17 protein-coding genes are annotated in these 17,040 nt (G+C 72.8%); 11 read left to right on the top strand and 6 right to left on the bottom strand.

Translation table 11 applies throughout. The annotated features are described in order from the left end of the window. The first annotated feature begins 58 nt into the window (after window positions 1-58). The 5 genes from O7605_RS09700 (at window position 59) to O7605_RS09680 (ending at window position 2,945) form a co-directional block, all read left to right on the top strand. The gene (locus O7605_RS09700) at window positions 59-1,273 is read left to right on the top strand and encodes a mechanosensitive ion channel family protein (protein WP_269738865.1); all 1,215 of its coding nucleotides are present in this window, start codon (window positions 59-61) and stop codon (window positions 1,271-1,273) included. Between the two features lie 147 nt (window positions 1,274-1,420). Further along, window positions 1,421-1,873 (top strand): phage holin family protein, encoded by a 453-nt coding sequence (locus O7605_RS09695; protein WP_269738864.1) that lies wholly within the window; start codon window positions 1,421-1,423, stop codon window positions 1,871-1,873. Further along, window positions 1,870-2,184 carry a DUF3618 domain-containing protein gene (locus tag O7605_RS09690; RefSeq protein WP_269738863.1) on the top strand — a complete coding sequence of 105 codons (315 nt, stop codon included), beginning with the start codon at window positions 1,870-1,872 and terminating at the stop codon, window positions 2,182-2,184. Before O7605_RS09695 ends, O7605_RS09690 begins: the two co-directional genes overlap by 4 nt. Next, window positions 2,181-2,453, top strand: a complete 273-nt coding sequence (locus tag O7605_RS09685; protein WP_164445246.1) for a DUF4235 domain-containing protein — start codon at window positions 2,181-2,183, stop codon at window positions 2,451-2,453. The genes O7605_RS09690 and O7605_RS09685 overlap by 4 nt, the downstream gene beginning before the upstream one ends. Before the next feature lie 288 nt (window positions 2,454-2,741). Then, window positions 2,742-2,945: a cold-shock protein gene (locus tag O7605_RS09680; RefSeq protein WP_011905669.1), complete on the top strand. Its 204-nt coding sequence runs from the start codon at window positions 2,742-2,744 to the stop codon at window positions 2,943-2,945. A 106-nt stretch (window positions 2,946-3,051) separates the two neighbouring features. Here the strand turns inward: O7605_RS09680 and O7605_RS09675 are convergent, their stop codons facing one another. Then, window positions 3,052-3,246 carry a hypothetical protein gene (locus O7605_RS09675; RefSeq protein WP_269742582.1) on the bottom strand — a complete coding sequence of 65 codons (195 nt, stop codon included), beginning with the start codon at window positions 3,244-3,246 and terminating at the stop codon, window positions 3,052-3,054. 110 nt (window positions 3,247-3,356) lie between these two features. After that, window positions 3,357-4,340, bottom strand: a complete 984-nt coding sequence (locus tag O7605_RS09670; RefSeq protein WP_269738862.1) for an aldo/keto reductase — start codon at window positions 4,338-4,340, stop codon at window positions 3,357-3,359. A gap of 91 nt (window positions 4,341-4,431) precedes the next feature. Here O7605_RS09670 and O7605_RS09665 point away from each other — a divergent pair, with 91 nt between their 5' ends. Both O7605_RS09665 and O7605_RS09660 read left to right on the top strand, forming a co-directional pair. Continuing rightward, on the top strand, window positions 4,432-5,223 hold the full coding sequence (locus O7605_RS09665) for a trans-aconitate 2-methyltransferase (protein ID WP_269738861.1): 792 nt from the start codon (window positions 4,432-4,434) through the stop codon (window positions 5,221-5,223). Then, complete coding sequence (locus O7605_RS09660; protein WP_269738860.1) at window positions 5,220-6,245, top strand: adenosine deaminase; 1,026 nt, start codon at window positions 5,220-5,222, stop codon at window positions 6,243-6,245. Before O7605_RS09665 ends, O7605_RS09660 begins: the two co-directional genes overlap by 4 nt. Window positions 6,246-6,520: 275 nt before the next feature. On the opposite strand, the gene O7605_RS09655 is transcribed toward O7605_RS09660, so the two are convergent. Both O7605_RS09655 and O7605_RS09650 read right to left on the bottom strand, forming a co-directional pair. Next, complete coding sequence (locus tag O7605_RS09655; protein WP_269738859.1) at window positions 6,521-7,936, bottom strand: HAMP domain-containing sensor histidine kinase; 1,416 nt, start codon at window positions 7,934-7,936, stop codon at window positions 6,521-6,523. Between the two features lie 17 nt (window positions 7,937-7,953). After that, a complete protein-coding gene (locus O7605_RS09650; RefSeq protein WP_210824668.1) occupies window positions 7,954-8,643 on the bottom strand; it encodes a response regulator transcription factor in 690 nt (229 codons plus the stop codon). Window positions 8,644-8,717: 74 nt separating this feature from the next. Between O7605_RS09650 and O7605_RS09645 the strand changes: the two genes are divergently transcribed. Beyond that, window positions 8,718-9,638 carry an ADP-ribosylglycohydrolase family protein gene (locus tag O7605_RS09645; protein WP_269738858.1) on the top strand — a complete coding sequence of 307 codons (921 nt, stop codon included), beginning with the start codon at window positions 8,718-8,720 and terminating at the stop codon, window positions 9,636-9,638. Between the two features lie 107 nt (window positions 9,639-9,745). On the opposite strand, the gene O7605_RS09640 is transcribed toward O7605_RS09645, so the two are convergent. After that, complete coding sequence (locus tag O7605_RS09640) at window positions 9,746-10,642, bottom strand: DUF1775 domain-containing protein (protein ID WP_269738857.1); 897 nt, start codon at window positions 10,640-10,642, stop codon at window positions 9,746-9,748. A 196-nt stretch (window positions 10,643-10,838) separates the two neighbouring features. Between O7605_RS09640 and thrS the strand changes: the two genes are divergently transcribed. The 3 genes from thrS (at window position 10,839) to O7605_RS09625 (ending at window position 14,813) form a co-directional block, all read left to right on the top strand. Continuing rightward, on the top strand, window positions 10,839-12,845 hold the full coding sequence (thrS, locus tag O7605_RS09635) for a threonine--tRNA ligase (RefSeq protein ID WP_269738856.1): 2,007 nt from the start codon (window positions 10,839-10,841) through the stop codon (window positions 12,843-12,845). Window positions 12,846-12,910: 65 nt separating this feature from the next. After that, the gene (locus O7605_RS09630) at window positions 12,911-13,423 is read left to right on the top strand and encodes an HIT family protein (RefSeq protein WP_269742581.1); all 513 of its coding nucleotides are present in this window, start codon (window positions 12,911-12,913) and stop codon (window positions 13,421-13,423) included. 331 nt (window positions 13,424-13,754) lie between these two features. Beyond that, entirely contained in the window at window positions 13,755-14,813 is a 1,059-nt protein-coding gene (locus tag O7605_RS09625) for an aldo/keto reductase (RefSeq protein ID WP_269738855.1), read from the top strand. Between the two features lie 4 nt (window positions 14,814-14,817). On the opposite strand, the gene O7605_RS09620 is transcribed toward O7605_RS09625, so the two are convergent. Continuing rightward, window positions 14,818-16,968, bottom strand: a complete 2,151-nt coding sequence (locus O7605_RS09620) for an elongation factor G-like protein EF-G2 (RefSeq protein WP_269738854.1) — start codon at window positions 16,966-16,968, stop codon at window positions 14,818-14,820. Window positions 16,969-17,040 lie beyond the last annotated feature (72 nt).

Raw genomic sequence — 17,040 nt, 5'->3', positions numbered from 1 at the left:
CCCGCACGCCGGACACCACCACCGGGGATCGCCGTCGGGCCGGAAGGAGAAGCAACACGTGCACAGCTACCTCGTGACGGTCGTCGCCGCGCTCGCCGCGGCGGCGATCGCTCTTGCCGTGGTCGAGGTGGTGCACCGCCTCACCCGTCGCTGGGGCCGCAAATCACTGCTGCTGACCGAGTTGACCCAGCACGCGCACCGTTCGTTCCAGGTCGCCGCCACCGTGCTCGCCGTGCAGTTCGCCGTCCGGTTCAGCACCGGGTACGCGATCGGCACCGGCTGGCGCCAGGCCCTGCTGCACCTGCTGGTGCTGGCCGTGATCGCCACGGCGGCCTGGCTGGTCGCCTCGCTGCTGGTGGTGGTGGAGGACACCGCGCTCGCCCGGTTCCGGGTGGACGTGCCGGACAACCGGCACGCCCGGCGGGTACGCACCCAGGTGGTGATGCTGCGCCGGGTGACGATAGTGGTGATCGTCGTCATCACCCTCGGCGTGATGCTGATGACCTTCCCCGCTGTGCGGGGCATCGGTGCCGGCGTGCTGACCAGCGCCGGTGTGGTCGGTGTGGTCGCCGCCCTGGCCGCGCAGAGCCTGCTGGGCAACGTCTTCGCCGGCCTGCAACTGGCCTTCAGCGACGCGGTACGCCTCGACGACGTGGTGGTGGTCGAGGGGGAGTGGGGTCGGATCGAGGAGTTGACCCTCAGCTACGTGGTGGTCCAGGTCTGGGACGACCGGCGGTTGATCCTGCCGACCTCCTACTTCACCAGCAAGCCGTTCCAGAACTGGACCCGGACCGAGGCGAAGGTCCTGGGCACGGCCGAGTTCGAGGTCGACTGGTCGATCCCGGTGCAGGCCATGCGGGAGGAGCTGCGCCGACTGGTCGAGAGCACCGAGCTGTGGGACGGCCGGGTCTGTGTCCTCCAGGTCACCGACGCGACCGGCGGCACGATCAAGGTTCGCGCGCTGGTGAGCGCCAGCAACGCGGGGGCCCTGTGGGACCTGCGCTGCCTCGTGCGGGAACACCTGGTCGCCTGGGTACGCGACCACCGGCCCACCGCGATGCCCCGCCTGCGTACCGAGGTCGGCGACGGCGGTAGCGACCTGGCGTGGCAGTGGATCCAGCCGCGGCACTCGACGCGCCGCCGGACCGAGGCCGAGGTGCCCGACGACGCCCGGCTCTTCGGTGGCAGCGACGACGGCCACGCTCGCAACGAGGCCTTCGTCGGCCCCGACGAGACGGTCGAGGCCCGGCAGCCCGCCGAACCTCGCCGCTGACCACCTCGTTATCCACTCGGATGGGCAGGTTTGGCGCGGCGTCCGGTGGGGACGTGCTGCCCGACGCTTCTGCCCCCTTTTTCGGGAACAGGATTGACGAGCGGCGACTCCGGGCATACAGCGCGGTGATGACGAGAGGGGGACAGCATGGCTGACGTGGCGAACGCCCGTACGTCCCACAACGGGCGGATGGCCCACAACGGGACGGAGCCGTCCACCGCCGAACTGGTTCAGCGGGCGACCGAGCAGGTCTCGCGCCTGGTTCGGGACGAACTCACGCTGGCCCGCGCCGAGCTGACCGAGAAGGGCAAGCAGGCGGGCATCGGTGTCGGCCTGTTCGCCGGGGGCGGTGCCCTCGCCTTCTTCGGCCTGGGGGCACTGGTGACCGCCGCGATCCTCCTGCTGGCCCTGGTGCTGCCGGCGTGGGCTGCCGCGCTGATCGTGGCGGTGACCCTGTTCCTGGTCGCCGGCGTGCTGGCGCTGATCGGCAAGCGCCGGGTCAGCCGCGCGGTCCCGCCGGTGCCCGAGGCGACCGTGCGCAGCCTACGGGCCGACGTCGACGTGGTCAGCGCCGCGGTGAAGGACAGGGGACGGGCATGACAGGTAACGGTACGGGTGACACGGAGGCGCTGCGGGAGGAGATCCGGCGTACCCGCGTCGAGTTGGGCGAGACGATGGAGGCGCTGGCCGCCAAGGCCGACGTCAAGAAGCGACTGAAGTCCTCGGCGGACCAGGCGCGGGAGCGGGTACGCGAGCAGGCTGCGATGACGGTCGCCCGGGTGCGCGCCCAGGCCGGCCTGAACCACCAGCAGGGTCCGAGCCGCCCGGGACCCGCGCCGTTCATCGCGCTCGCGGCCGGTGCGCTCGCCGCCGCCGTGGTGTTGATGATCATTAGAGGGAGGCGTGCGTGAGCAAGGGAATCGGCAGGGCCGCCTACAAGCCGGTCGGCGTGCTGATGGGCTTCGCCGCCGGCGCGATCGCGGGCGCGGTCTTCCGGCAGGTGTGGAAGATGACCGCCGGTGACGGTGAGGCGCCCAACCCGACGGACGAGGACCGTCGCTGGGGTGAGATCCTCGCGGCGGCCGCCCTGCAGGGCGCCATCTTCTCGGTCGTCCGGGCGGCGGTGGACCGGGGCGGTGCGGTCGGCGTCCGTCGGCTGACCGGTAGTTGGCCGGACTGAAGGTTCGTCTCAAGGCCCTCTCGCCGGTTGCCGGTGAGGGGGCCTTTTGCCTTGCCCGACCGCTTCCGACCGACGGATTCGACGCATCCGTCAGGTCACATGTCGGAGAATTTCGTCGGCTAGGCTCTGCACAGTTTTTGCGTACGTGGTTAAGCTGTTCCACGCTGTTGAGAGACGGCGTGGGTTGAGAGAAGTCTCCTTCACCGGGGGCCGCCTCAGGCACCGCTGCTCGAAACGGCCAACCGGCCGCACGGTGTGCTCGGCCGCCAGTTTTAGAAGGAGATACACATGGCGCAGGGAACCGTGAAGTGGTTCAACGCTGACAAGGGCTTCGGCTTCATCACCGTCGACGGCGGGGGTGCTGACGTGTTCGTCCACTTCTCGGCCATCCAGACCAGCGGCTACCGCACGCTGGAGGAGAACCAGCGGGTGGAGTTCGAGATCGCCCAGGGCCAGAAGGGTCCGCAGGCCGAGCAGGTCCGCCCCCTCTGAGGCACCGGTCGGCGACCGTCGGCCACTGGCGAGGCAGTCCCCGAATCAGTGCGAAGCCCCGCGTCCCATCGGACGCGGGGCTTTCCGCATCGTCGTCGCGGTCGCCTCAGCGGCGGTCCCGGGTGCGGACGCCGAGCCAGAGCAGGGCCAACCCGACCAGTATCAGCAGCGGTCCGAGTACCGCCCAGATCCGCTGGCCGGTCATCACGCTGCCCTCGACGTAACCGAGGCCCTGCACCGTCCACACCGCACCCACCACCACGGCCAGCAGCCCGAGCGTCAGCCGGAGCCAACCGGTCATCACGGTCTGCCGCCGCGGTGGCTCGCCACCCGGCCGTGCGCCGCCGGGCGGCGCGGCCGGCCCACCACCGGTGGGCCCACCGTCGAACGGGCCGTCGCCGGGCCCACCGCTCACCATCGGTGGTGCACCTGGGGGCGGATCAGGTCGTCGTAGACCGCCGTCACCTCGGCCAGTTCCCCAGGGGACAGTGGGGCCTGGCCGGCCACGGCGGCGTTGCCGCGGGCCTGGGTGGCGTCGCGGGCACCGGGAATGACCACGGTTACGCCCGGTTGGTCGAGCACCCAGCGCAGCGCGAACTGGGCCATGGTGCGGTCCGCGCCCACCAGCGGGGCGATCCGTCGCACCGCGGCCAGGCCGGTGGTGAAGTCCACCCCGGAGAACGTCTCGCCGACGTCGAACGCCTCCCCGTGCCGGTTGTAGTTGCGATGATCGTCGGCGGCGAACGTGGTGTGCTCGTCGTAGCGGCCGGAGAGCAGGCCGCTGGCCAGCGGTACGCGGGCGATGATGCCGACCCCGGCGGCCGAGGCGGCCGGCAGCACCCGTTCGAGCGGCTTGTGGCGCAACGCGTTGAGGATGATCTGCACGCTGACCACCCCGGGGCGGGCGATCGCGGTGAGCGCCTCGTCGCAGGTCTCCACGCTGACGCCGTACGCGGCGATCCGCTTCTCGGTCACCAGGGTGTCGAGGGCGTCGAAGACCTCGTCGGTGCCGAAGACGGCCGTCGGCGGGCAGTGCAGCTGCACCAGGTCCAGTGTGTCCACGCCCAGGTTCGTCCGGGACCGGTCGGTCCACCGGCGGAAGTTGTCCAGGGTGTACGCCTCGGGCGTCTGCGCCACCCGCCGGCCCATCTTGGTCGCCACGGTCAGACCGGCGTCGGGATGCGCTGCCAGGAAACGTCCGATCAGCTGTTCGCTGCGCCCGTCACCGTAGACGTCGGCGGTGTCCAGGAAGGTGACCCCGGCGTCGACCGCGGCGGTCAGCACCGCCATCGCGTCGTCCTCGGTGACCGTGCCCCAGTCGGCGCCGAGCTGCCAGGCGCCGAGCCCGACCACGCCGACCTGGCGATCCATGCGGGGGAACGTGCGTTGCTCCATGCGGTGAGCCTAGTGACCCGGGTTGCCGCACCGGTGGCCGGGCCGTAATCTAACAAGACGGACGTACGGTTTGTGGGAGGTGGGCGCGGACATGTGGGATCCGACGGCGTACCTGCGCTACGGCGACGAGCGCTCCCGGCCCTTCCACGACCTGCTGGCCCGGGTGGCTGCCGACCGCCCCCGGCGGGTGGTCGACCTCGGATGCGGACCCGGCACCCTGACCGCCGTGCTCGCGGCCCGCTGGCCGCAGAGCCGGGTGGTCGGCCTGGACTCCTCGCCGGAGATGATCGCCCGGGCCGGCACGCTCGACGTCCCGGCCAGCTTCCAGGTAACGGACGTGCGCGACTGGCGTCCCGAGCCGGACACCGACGTGGTGGTCAGCAACGCGGTGCTCCAGTGGGTGCCCGGTCACCGGGACCTGCTCGTCCGCTGGGCCACCGAGCTGCCGGCCGGCGCCTGGCTGGCGGTGCAGGTGCCGGGAAACTTCGACGCACCCTCCCATCGGGCGCTGCGCGAGGTCGCCGGTCGCCCGCCGTGGCGGGCGGTGCTGAGCCCGCTGCTGCGGGAGGCGCCGGTCGCCGAACCGGTCGACTACGCCGGGTCGCTGGTCGCCGCGGGCTGCACCGTCGACGCCTGGGAGACTACCTACGTGCACCTGCTGGCGGCCGGTGGAGAACCGGACCACCCCGTGCTGACCTGGCTGGAGGGCACCGCCCTGCGCCCGGTCCGGGCGGCGCTGGACGCCGCCGGCTGGTCCGCCTTCCGGGCCGCGCTGGCGGTACGCCTCGCCGAGGCGTACCCGGTGCGGCGCGGCCAGGTGTACTTCCCGTTCCGACGGATCTTCTTCGTCGCCCGTACCGGTTCCGCCCAGGAGAACTCGTGACCGACCTGCGTACCTTCATCGCCGGACTGCCCAAGGTGGAGCTGCACGTGCACCACGTCGGCTCCGCCTCGCCCCGCATCGTGGCCGAGCTGGCCGCCCGGCACGAGGGACGCAGCCCCGTCCCGGCGGACCCGCAGCTGCTGGCCGACTATTTCGTCTTCCGCGACTTCGCCCACTTCGTCGAGTTGTACCTCAGCGTGGTGGACCTGGTCCGTGACCCGGACGACGTCTGGATCCTCACCCACGAGGTGGCCCGGGAGTTGGCCCGCCAGCAGGTTCGCTACGCCGAGCTGACCGTGACCCCCTACTCGCACGTGCACCGAGGCATCCCGGCACCGGCGTTCTGCGAGGCGATCGAGGACGCGCGAAAGCGGGCCGCCGCCGACTTCGGCATCGAGCTGCGCTGGTGCTTCGACATTCCCGGCGAGGCCGGCCTGCCGGCGGCCGAGGAGACGCTGCGGATCGCGCTCGACGAACGCCCCGACGGGTTGATCAGCTTCGGCCTCGGCGGCCCGGAGATCGGCGTGCCAAGGCCCCAGTTCAAGCCCTACTTCGACCAGGCTCGCGCCGCCGGGCTGCGGTCGGTGCCGCACGCCGGTGAGACCACCGGCCCGCAGACGATCTGGGACGCCCTGCACGAGCTGGGCGCGGAACGCATCGGCCACGGCATCTCCGCCGCGCAGGACCCGGACCTGCTCGGGTACCTGGCCGAGCGCCGGATCGCGTTGGAGGTCTGCCCGACGTCGAACGTGCGTACCCGGGCCGTGGCCCACATCGACGAGCATCCGTTGCGCCGGCTGGTCGACGCCGGGGTCCTGGTGACCATCAACTCCGACGATCCGCCGATGTTCGGCACCACCCTCGACGACGAGTACGCGGTCGCCGCCCGACTGCTCGACATCGGGCCGGACGGGGTGGCCGAGCTGGCCCGCAACGCGGTGACCGCGTCCTTCCTCGACGAGGCCGGCCGGCGGCGGATCCTGGCGGAGATCGACACCTATTCCGCCGACCGGCGCGGCTGACGCCGTCGCCCGGGTGGCGCCGGCCGCCGTCGCCCGGGTGCACCGGCCAGGTGGCGCGCGGCGGGAGGAGGTGTGGGGGGACCGTGTCTCCCGCCGCGCGCACGGCTCCACCGGCCGACGGCGCTGGGAGCGACAGGCCGGTGGAACTGCTGGGTTCGCCAGCGATCCTGTCAGCCGGGACCGGTCGGGTGGAACGGGGTTAATTCGGATCTAAGGAAGACTTGCGCCCTCGCACAACCCGAAGCGGCCGGCCCCCACTCCCGCGGCACCGGCCGTCAGCGGTCCGTCGGGCGTTGCCGGGGCCAGCGGCGGCCACCGGCCTTCTGCTCCCGGCCCTCCCGAGCCATCCGGCCCACCAGACCGAACCGGCTGACCTGGCGCGGCGTCGCCTCCGGGTCGGCCAGCAGCATCACCACACTCGCCCCGCCCAGGTGCGCCCGGTCGATGCTCACCGAGCCGTTGGCCTGCAACGCCACCCGCTTGGCGATGTCCAGCCCCAGGCCGGTGGAGCCCTGGTCGCTGGCGCCGCGCCGCAGGGCCCGATCGGGGTTGGCGATACCGGGGCCGGCGTCGTCGATCCGGATGGCCACGTAGCCGTCGCGTCGCGACACCGCCACCTCGAACGCGGTGCCCTGCGGGGTGTACCGGAACACGTTGCCGATCACGGCGTCCAGGGCGGCGGCCAACTCGGCCCGGGGAACCGGCGCGGGGATGCGCAACTGGGCACCGGAGACCCGGTGCGGGCGGTTCTGGTCACCGGCGAGGGCGGCCCAGAACACCATGCGGTCCCGGACCACCTCGCTTACGTCGCACATCGCCGGTGGCGCGGCCTCGGTCGCCACCGCCTTGCGGGTGGTCTTGATCAGGACATCGATCTCACCCTCCAGGGTGACGATCGCCTGCCGGATCCGCCGGATGCCGCGCCGGTAGTCCAGCTCGGCCTGGCTGAACGAGCCGACACTGGTGTCGTCGGACTCCAGTGCCTCGGCGTCGAGCCGCAGCACGGTCAACGGGGTACGCAGCCGGTGGGACAGGTCCGCCACCAGTTCCCGCTCCTCGGTGCGCGCCGCCACCAACCGTTGCGCCATCCGGTTGACCGCGTGGCCGGCCTCCACCAGCTCGCGCGGGCCGTTCGGCTCGACACGTACGCCCAGGTCGCCGTCGCCGATCGCGAGCGCCGCCTTGACCAGTGCCCGGCTCGCGTCGGCCGCCCGGGCGGCGAGCCGGTCCACCACCAGCATCGCGGCGCCCACAAGCGCGACGGCCACTCCGATCAGCAGCCACCACCGGCCACCACCGCCGTCGAGCGCGGTGTCCGGCACGAAGACCTCGACCACGGCGGTCCGCTCGCCCAGCACCACCGGATCGAGCCGCAGCACCCCGCCGTCGACGTCGACGACGAGCGACCGTCCCTGCTCCCGGGCCTGCGCGAGGTGCGCCGCGTCGGCCCGCCCGGTGGTGGAGTCCACGTCGAGCCCGTGCACGACCGGCCGGGTGGCCGGGTCGCCACCGCTGGCCTCGATCGCCCGGGTCACCACCTCCGACTCGGTGCTGACGGCGAGCGCCCCGGTCACCAACGCGCTGCGCCGGGCCGCGTCGGCGATCGCCTCCTCCCGGGCCTGCCCGCCGAGGGTCAGCCCGAGCGGCACGAGGAAGGCCAGTGCCAGCAGGGTGCCCACGCCGGCCGTCAACAGGGCCAGCGTCGGTCTCAGTCCGGCGCCACCAGCCGGAAGCCCACCCCCCGCACGGTGCGCAGGTAGCGTGGCTTCGCCGCGGACTCGCCCATTTTGCGCCGTAGCCAGTACAGGTGAACGTCGATGGTCTGATCCTCGCCGACCGATGGCTGCCGCCATACCTCCTCCAAGAGCTCCCGCCGGGACACTACCCGGCCAGGACGGGCGGCGAGATACGCCAGCAGGTCGAATTCCTTGCGGGTCAGTGCCAGCGCCGCACCGTCGAGGTGGGCGCTGCGCTCGCCGACGTCCACCCGCAGCCCACCGACGCTGTGCACGGCCGGCTGGGCGGAGCGGCTGGCCCGGCCCGCGCGGCGCAGCACCGTGGTGATCCGGGCGTCCAGGTGCGCGCCGGTGAACGGCTTGATCATGTAGTCGTCGGCACCGGCTCGCAGCAGCTTGACCACGGACTGCTCGTCGTCGCGGGCGGTCGCGATGATGATCGGCACGTCGGTGATGCCCCGGAGCATCCGCAGCGCGTCCGAGCCGTCCAGATCCGGCAGGCCGAGGTCGAGCACCACCAGGTCCGGCGTCTCGGCCGCGACCCGGCGCAACGCGTCCAACGCGGTGCCCACCGCGTGTACCGCGTGACCCCGGTCGGTGAGGGAGCGAAGCATCGCGCCGCGTACGACGTGATCGTCTTCGACCAGGAGGACGGTGGCCACCCAAGCACGGTACTCGGGACGGCAAGTGCGCCGTGATTGCGCCCACCCCTGGTACCGGTCAAGCTGGTGTGACCATGACGTTCACCCTCTTTCCGGACACCCGCCTGGCCCTCGCCCGGGACAGCCTCGTCGGCCTGTCGGTCGGCGACGCTCTGGGCTCACAGTTCTTCGTTCCCGGCCGGCACCCCGCCGACCTGACCGCCGACCGGCTGCCGCCACCGCCCTGGCAGTGGACCGACGACACCGAGATGGCCTGCTCGGTGCTGGCCCAGTTGGCCGAGGTGGGTCGGATCGACCGGGACGCTCTGGCGCTCGACTTCGCCCAACGCTGCGAGCCGTACCGTGGCTACGGGCCGGGAGCGGTGCGCATCCTGCGCCTTATCCGGACCGGCACCCCGTGGCCGGTCGCCGCCGCGTCCGCGTTCGACGGGCAGGGCTCCTGCGGCAACGGCGCGGCGATGCGGGTCGCGCCGCTGGGGGCGTACTTCGCCGACTCGACCAGCCGGGTGGTCGAGGCGGCGCAGGCGTCGGCCGAGGTGACCCACGCCCACCCGGAGGGGATCGCCGGCGCGGTGGCGGTCGCGGTGGCCGCCGCCCGAGCCGTCCGGGCCCGACTGGACGGGGACCGGCCGGATCCGGGTCGCCTGCTCGCCGGCGTCGCCGCCGCGGTGGACCCGGCGACCGAGGTGCACCGGGGCGTACGCCGGGCGGCGGAGTTGCTCGGCCGACCGCTGCCGGAGGTGGTGGACGCCCTCGGCAACGGCTCCCGCGTCACCGCGCAGGACACCGTCGCCTTCACCTGCTGGGTCGCCGCCACCCACCTGGACGACTATCCGGCCGCGGTACGCGCCTGCGTCGCGGCGGGCGGCGACGTGGACACCACCGCCGCCATCGTCGGTGGGATCGTCGCCGCGTACACCGGGGTGGCCACCGGGCGTGGGGTGCCCGCCGACTGGCTGGCCGCCCGGGAGCCGCTACCCGACTGGGCCGGCTGACCCGGAGCCGCGCCCGCCGCGCCGTCCGCTGAGCGGACCGGCTGACCCGGACGTGCCGTGCCCCGCTCTGAGCGGGCCGGCTGACCCGGACCCGCCGCGCCCGTCGCTCAGCGCCGTACGCCCGCCTCGACCACGTCGGAGCCGGCACCCTCGGACGTCCCCGCCGCACCGGCGGCGTCCGCCCCGCCGCCGGACGTCCCGACGTCGACCGTTGCGGCTGCCGCCTGCTCGGCGGGCGGCTCCTCGTCGAGCACCGAACGGTCGATCTCCTCGGTGGCGGCGCGGCGTCGGCGGCTGATCAGCCAACCCACCACCGCGCCGCCGCCGAGGCCGGCGACCAGCCCGGCGGCGAGCAGGCTGTTGGCGTTCGGGCCGCCGTCGGAGGTGGCGGTGGTGGGCGGCGCCGCGGCGGGCGCCGCGCCGCCGGGGGGCGCGCCGTGTCCACCGTGGGCGCCCGGGTAGGCCGGGTCGCCGGGCACCAGCGTGAGCGCCGGCAGCGGACGCTGGCCGGGACCGGCGCCCCAGCGCACCTGGAGACCGTCGGCGTACGTCTGCACCAGCTCGAAGTTCAACCGTTCGGTCTGCGGCAGCGGGGCCATCGAGAACACCAGCCGAGCCGGGCCCTCGCCCGCCTGGCCCGTCGCCCGCGACCAGATCAGCGAGGCGGTCACCACGTCGGTGGCCGGGCCGTGCATGCCGGACACCGGCCGGTCCAGCTTCCGGGTGGTGATCGTCGGCGCCCAGCCCTCGACCGACAGCGGGTACACCTCGGCGATCGGCGGATCCTCGGGGATCGCGATCTCGATCTTCTCGGTACGGACACCGGGCCGTTCGTCGGGCACCACGAATTCGAGCTTCACCGCGTTGCCCTGCTGTGCCTCGGTCGGGGTGAAGGTCACCCCGTCGGCCCACGCCGTGGCGGGCCAGAGCAGCACCACGGCCGTGGCCAGGGCGGCCACCAGCGCGCCCCGGCGTCGACGGCTCGGGCCGTGCGTCATCGCCATCTGGGTTCCCATCCGTGTCCACGCGGCCGGAACCGGCTCCGGCCACACCCGGTAGTTCGGATCCGGGGCCGGAAAGGTTCAACGGTGGCGGGAATCGCCTGCCGTCGGTGTCGACGGCGGTGACGTCCCGGGCGCCCGATAGCATCAGTGCGCCGACATCGGCACCATCCGTCACGTCTGCTGCGAGGAGTCATCCGTGTCCGCACCCCGTACCCCCGCCGTGGCCGACCCCGTCGTCGTCGCCGCCGGGACCACGGCGGCCGACGCGGTGGCCGCGGCCGGGCTGCCCACCAACGGCCCCCGGGCGATCGTGGTGGTCCGCGACCCGCACGGCGTGCTGCGCGACCTGGACTGGCGACCCGCCGAGGAGACGACCGTCGAACCGGTCGCGCTGGACTCCCCGGACGGGCTGAACGTGCTGCGCCACTCCACGGCCCACGTGCTGGCCCAGGCCGTGCAGGACATCTTCCCGCAGGCGAAGCTCGGCATCGGCCCGCCGATCGACAACGGCTTCTACTACGACTTCGCGGTGGACAAGCCGTTCCAGCCCGACGACCTGGCCAAGCTCGAGAAGCGCATGCAGGAGATCGTCAAGTCGGGGCAGCGGTTCCGGCGTCGCCGCTTCGACAGCCTGGACGAGGCGAAGACCGAGCTGGCGGCCGAGCCGTTCAAGCTGGAGCTGATCGACGTCAAGGGCGAGGGACTGGACTCGTCCGAGGTGATGGAGGTCGGCGGCGGTGAGCTGACCATCTACGACAACCTCGCCGCCGACGAGGACAAGGTCTGCTGGTCGGACCTGTGCCGGGGGCCGCACCTGCCCAACACCCGGCTGATCGGCGCGTTCAAGCTGATGCGTTCGGCCGCCGCGTACTGGCGGGGGTCGGAGAAGAACCCGCAGTTGCAACGGGTCTACGGCACCGCGTGGCCGACCCGTGACGGGTTGAAGGCGTACCTGAAGCTGCTGGAGGAGGCCGCCCGGCGCGACCACCGCAAGCTCGGCGCGGACCTGGACCTGTTCAGCTTTCCCGACGAGATCGGCTCGGGCCTCGCGGTCTTCCACCCCAAGGGCGGCATCATCCGCCGGGAGTTGGAGGACTACTCGCGTCGCCGCCACGAGGAGGCGGGGTACGAGTTCGTCAACAGCCCGCACATCACCAAGGCGCAGCTCTTCGAGACCTCGGGCCACCTGCCGTACTACGCCGACACGATGTTCCCGCCCATGCAGTTGGAGGGCGCGGAGTACTACCTCAAGGCGATGAACTGCCCGATGCACAACCTGATCTTCAGGTCGCGCGGACGGTCCTACCGTGAGCTGCCGCTGCGGCTGTTCGAGTTCGGCACCGTCTACCGGTACGAGAAGTCGGGTGTGGTGCACGGCCTGACCCGGGTACGCGGTCTGACCCAGGACGACTCGCACATCTACTGCACCCGGGAGCAGATGCCCGGCGAGCTGACCACCCTGCTGTCGTTCGTGCTGGACCTGCTGCGCGACTACGGCCTGGACGACTTCTACCTGGAGCTGTCCACCCGCGACGACTCGCCGAAGTTCATCGGCTCCGACGACGACTGGGCCGAGGCCACCGAGGCGCTGCGTACCGCCGCCGAGACCTCCGGCCTGCAACTGGTGCCGGACCCGGGCGGCGCCGCCTTCTACGGTCCGAAGATCTCCGTGCAGGCCAAGGACGCCATCGGCCGGACCTGGCAGATGTCCACCATCCAGGTCGACTTCAACCAGCCGGAGCGGTTCGGCCTGGAGTACCAGGCCGCCGACGGCACCCGGCAGCGGCCCGTCATGATCCACCGGGCTCTCTTCGGCTCGATCGAACGGTTCTTCGGCGTGCTCACCGAGCACTACGCCGGGGCGTTCCCGGCCTGGCTGGCCCCGGTGCAGGTGGTCGGCATCCCGATCCGCGACGACCACACCGACTACCTGCACGGCTTCGTCGCCGCGCTGCGCGCGGAGGGGATCCGGGCCCAGGTGGACGCCGGTGACGAGCGGATGCAGAAGAAGATCCGCACCGCACAGCAGCAGAAGATCCCGTTCATGGTGATCGCCGGCGACGACGACGTGGCCGCCGGCACCGTCTCGTTCCGCTACCGGGACGGCTCCCAGCGCAACGGGGTACCGCTGGCCGAGGCGGTCACCCACGTCCTGGACGTGGTCACCTCCCGGACCAACACCGGCCCCTCCGCCGAGATGTGACGGCCGGTCAGGGCCGTAGGATCGCCGGTGTGACTGGGGCGGAGGAGCACACCGACGACAGGGACATGGCCGACGGGCTGGACCGGCTCTGGACGCCCCACCGGATGACGTACATCTCCGGGGAGGACCGGCCCGAGGGAGGTTACGAGCGACCTTCGGGGTGCCCGTTCTGCCTGGCCCCGGCCCGCCCGCCGGAGGAGAGCCTGGTCGTGGCACGTGGCGGGCACGTGTTCGTGGTGCTCAACCTGTACCCGTACAACCCGGGGCACCTGCTGGTCTGCCCGTACCGGCACGTGGCCGACTACACCGACCTGGACGGGCCGGAGACCGCCGAGCTGGCGTCGTTCACCCAGGCCGCCATGCGGGTCATCCGCAAGGTGAGCAGTGCCCACGGCTTCAACCTGGGCATGAACCAGGGCGGGGTGGCCGGTGCCGGCATCGCCGCCCACCTGCACCAGCACGTGGTACCCCGGTGGGGCGGCGACGCCAACTTCATGCCGGTGATCGGGCGCACCAAGGTCCTGCCGCAACTGCTGGGCGACACCCGCGACCTGCTCGCTCGCGCCTGGCCCGCCTGATCCCGCTCGCGCCGCGCCGCGCCGTCTCCGCTCGCGCCGCGCCGTCTCCGCTCGCGCCGGGGCGACCACTTGGTACGCGCCCTTTGCTCTGCTTCAACCCACGCGGCGGTCACGCAGTGAAGTCGATGCGTATCGGTAAGCAGAGCAGAGGCGACGCGGTGAGGAAGGGGATTCGCCGGCCATCCGCAGGTCGTCCGCGACGCGGCGCGGCAGCGACGAAACCGCGCCGGATCGACCGCCGGTCGGGTGATCCGTACGCCCGCCGGTGCCCGTACGGATGATCGTGCTGGATCTTCGTCATTGCCTGTCCGAAAGATGGCACGATGCGCCGGTGGTGGAGTCGACGCGGACACTGGGCCGCAGCGGCATCGCGGTCAGCGCCCTGGGCATGGGCTGCTGGGCGATCGCCGGCCCGTGGACGGTGGGGCGCATGCCGCTGGGCTGGGGGGCCGTCGACGACGAGGAGTCGGTCCGGGCGATCCGCCGCGCGCTCGACCTCGGCGTGACCCTCTTCGACACCGCCGACAGCCACGGCGCGGGACACGGTGAACGGGTCCTCGGGCGGGCCCTGGGCGGCCGCCGTGACGAGGCGGTGATCGCCACGAAGTGGGGGTACACGTTCGACGAGCGGACCCGGCAGGGCATCGGGCCCGACGCCTCACCGGCGTACCTGCGGCGGGCGGTCCGGGACTCGCTGCGCCGTCTCGGCACCGACCGGATCGACCTCTACCAGCTGCACCTGGCCGACCTGCCGGTGCCCCGCGCCCACGAGCTGATCGGCGCGTTGGAGGAGCTGGTGGCCGACGGTCTGGTCCGCGCGTACGGCTGGAGCACCGACCGGGCCGACCGGGCGGCGGCCCTCGGGCACGACGCCCCGCACGCCACGGCCGTGCAGCACGGCCTGTCGGTGCTGCGGGACGCGCCCGACCTGCTCGCCGTCTGCGCGAAGTACGACCTGGCCAGCGTCAACCGTGGTCCGCTCGGCATGGGGCTGCTCACCGGCAAGTACCGTCCCGAGTCGGTGCTGCCCCGCGACGACGTGCGCGGAACGACCTCGGGTTGGCTGGAGTGGTTCCGGGGCGGGCGGCCGGCACCGGAGTGGCTGCGTCGGGTGCAGGCGGTCCGGGCGGCGTTGACCGCCGACGGGCGCACCCTGGCCCAGGGGGCGCTGGGCTGGATCTGGGCCCGCAGCGACCGGACCGTCCCGATCCCGGGCTGCCGCACCGTCGCCCAGGTCGAGGAGAACGCCGCCGCGCTCGCCCTCGGCCCACTCGCCGCCGACCACTTCGCCGAGGTGGAACGGCAATTGGCCGCGCTGCGGGCCGCCGCGCTGCGGGAGGCCGACCGCCCCTACTGGCCCAGCCCGATGCTGCCCACCGCCCGCCCCTGACCGGTCAGCCGTGCTCCTTGCGGATCTGGTCGGCCAGGTGGGCGGGCATCGGGTCGTAGCGGACGAAGTGGCGCCGGAAGGTGCCGGCTCCGGAGGTCATCGCCCGCAGCTCCACGGCGTACCGCAGCAGCTCCGTGGCGGGCACCTCGGCGCGTACCAGAGTGCGCCCCTCGGCGGCCGGGTCCGGTTCGGTGCCGAGCACCCGGCCGCGCCGGCCGGACAGGTCGCCCATCACCGCGCCCACGTTGACGTCGGGCACCCGCACCGTCACCTCGTCGACCGGCTCCAGCAGCGCCGGCTGCCCCCGGTCGGCGGCGTCGCGCAGGGCCAGTGCCCCGGCGGTCTGGAACGCGGCGTCGGAGGAGTCCACGCTGTGCGCCTTGCCGTCGACGAGCGTCACCCGTAGGTCCACCACCGGATGGCCGGCGACCAGGCCGCGCTCCATCTGGGCGCGTACCCCCTTGTCCACCGACGGGATGTAGTTGTGCGGGACCGCGCCGCCGACCACCCGGTCGACGAACTCGAAGCCCGCACCGCGCGGCAGCGGCTCCACCTCGATGTCGCAGACGGCGTACTGCCCGTGCCCACCGGACTGCTTGACGTGCCGGCCGTGGCCCCGGGTCGGCACGGTGAGCGTCTCCCGCAGCGCCACCCGCACCGGCTCGGTGTCCAGCTCGACGCCGCCCGCGCGCAGTCGGTCGAGGACCACGTCGGCGTGCGCCTCGCCCATGCACCACAGCACCAGCTGGTGGGTCTCCGGGTTGCGCTCCAGCCGCATCGTCGGGTCACCGGCGACCAGGCGGCCGAGGTTACGGGCCAGGGCGTCCTCGTCGGACCGGGACTTCGCCACGATCGCCACCGGCAGCAGCGGCTCCGGCATCTCCCACGGGGCGATCAGCAACGGGTTCTCCTTGGCGGAGATGGTGTCGCCGGTCTCCGCGCTGCCGGACTTGGTGATCGCGCAGATGTCACCGGCCACCGCCACGCCCACCTCCCGCAGGGTGGCACCGAGCGGGCTGTAGAGGTGGGCGATCCGCTCGTCGGCGTCATGGTCGGGGTGGCCGCGTTCGGCCAGACCGTGCCCGGACACGTGCACGGTCTGCTCGGCGCGCAGCGTGCCGGAGAAGACCCGGACGACGCAGACCCGCCCGACGTGCCGGTCGATGGTGGTCCGTACCACCTCGGCGACCAGCGGGCCGTCCGGATCGCAGGTCAGCGGCGGTCGTGGGGAGCCGTCTACCCCGGTCACCGCGGGCAGCGCGTGCTCCGGCGGGGCGGGGAAGCCGGCGGTGAGCACCTCCAGCAGCGCGTCCACGCCGACCCCGGTCGCCGCGCAGACCGGCACCACCGGATAGAAGTGGCCGCGGGCGACCGCCTTCTCCAGGTCCTCCACCAGGATGGCGGCGTCGATCTCCTCGCCTTCGAGATACCGGTCCATCAGGGTCTCGTCCTCGCTCTCGGCGATGATCCCCTCGATCAACTCGTTGCGGGACTCGACGATGGCCGGCAGGTGCTCCGGGTCGGGCTCACGCACCTGCGGCGGCAGCCCACCCGTGTAGTCGAAGACCCGCCGCGTGATCAGCCCCAGCAGGCCGACGGTGGATTCACCGTCGTCACCGAGCATCGGCAGGTAGAGCGGGAGCACGTTGTCGCCGAAGACCCGCTGGCACAGCGCCACCGCCTCGTCGAAGTCGGCGCGGGGGTGGTCCAGCCGGGCCACCGCCACCGCCCGGGGCATGTCCACCGCCGCGCACTCCTCCCACAGCGCCGCGGTGGCCGCGTCCATCCCGTCGACCGCCGAGACCACGAAGAGGGCGGCGTCCGCGGCCCGCAACCCGGCGCGCAGCTCACCGACGAAGTCGGCGTAGCCGGGCGTGTCGAGCAGATTGATCTTGATCCCGTCGTGCAGCAGCGGCGCGCAGGCCAGGGCGACCGAACGCTGCTGGCGGACGGCGGCCGGGTCATGATCGCAGACGGTGGTGCCGTCGGTGACCGAGCCGGCCCGGGAAATCGTGCCGGAGGCCGCGAGCAACGCCTCGACAAGTGTCGTCTTGCCCGCTCCGGAGTGCCCGACGAGCACCACGTTGCGGATCCTGGCGGGGTCGGTCACCACCGGTACGCCGGTGGCCCCCTTGTCCTGACTCCTCTGCGCCATCGGGCGCACCTCCCTCAGCCGGTGGTGGTGGGTGGCGACCGCCGCACGCGACGGGGACACGGCCCGGGCGGG

Origin of the sequence: Verrucosispora sp. WMMA2121, assembly GCF_027460185.1 — a bacterium.
Classification (GTDB): domain Bacteria; phylum Actinomycetota; class Actinomycetes; order Mycobacteriales; family Micromonosporaceae; genus Micromonospora; species Micromonospora palythoicola.
This window is presented reverse-complemented; position numbering and strand designations above follow the sequence as displayed.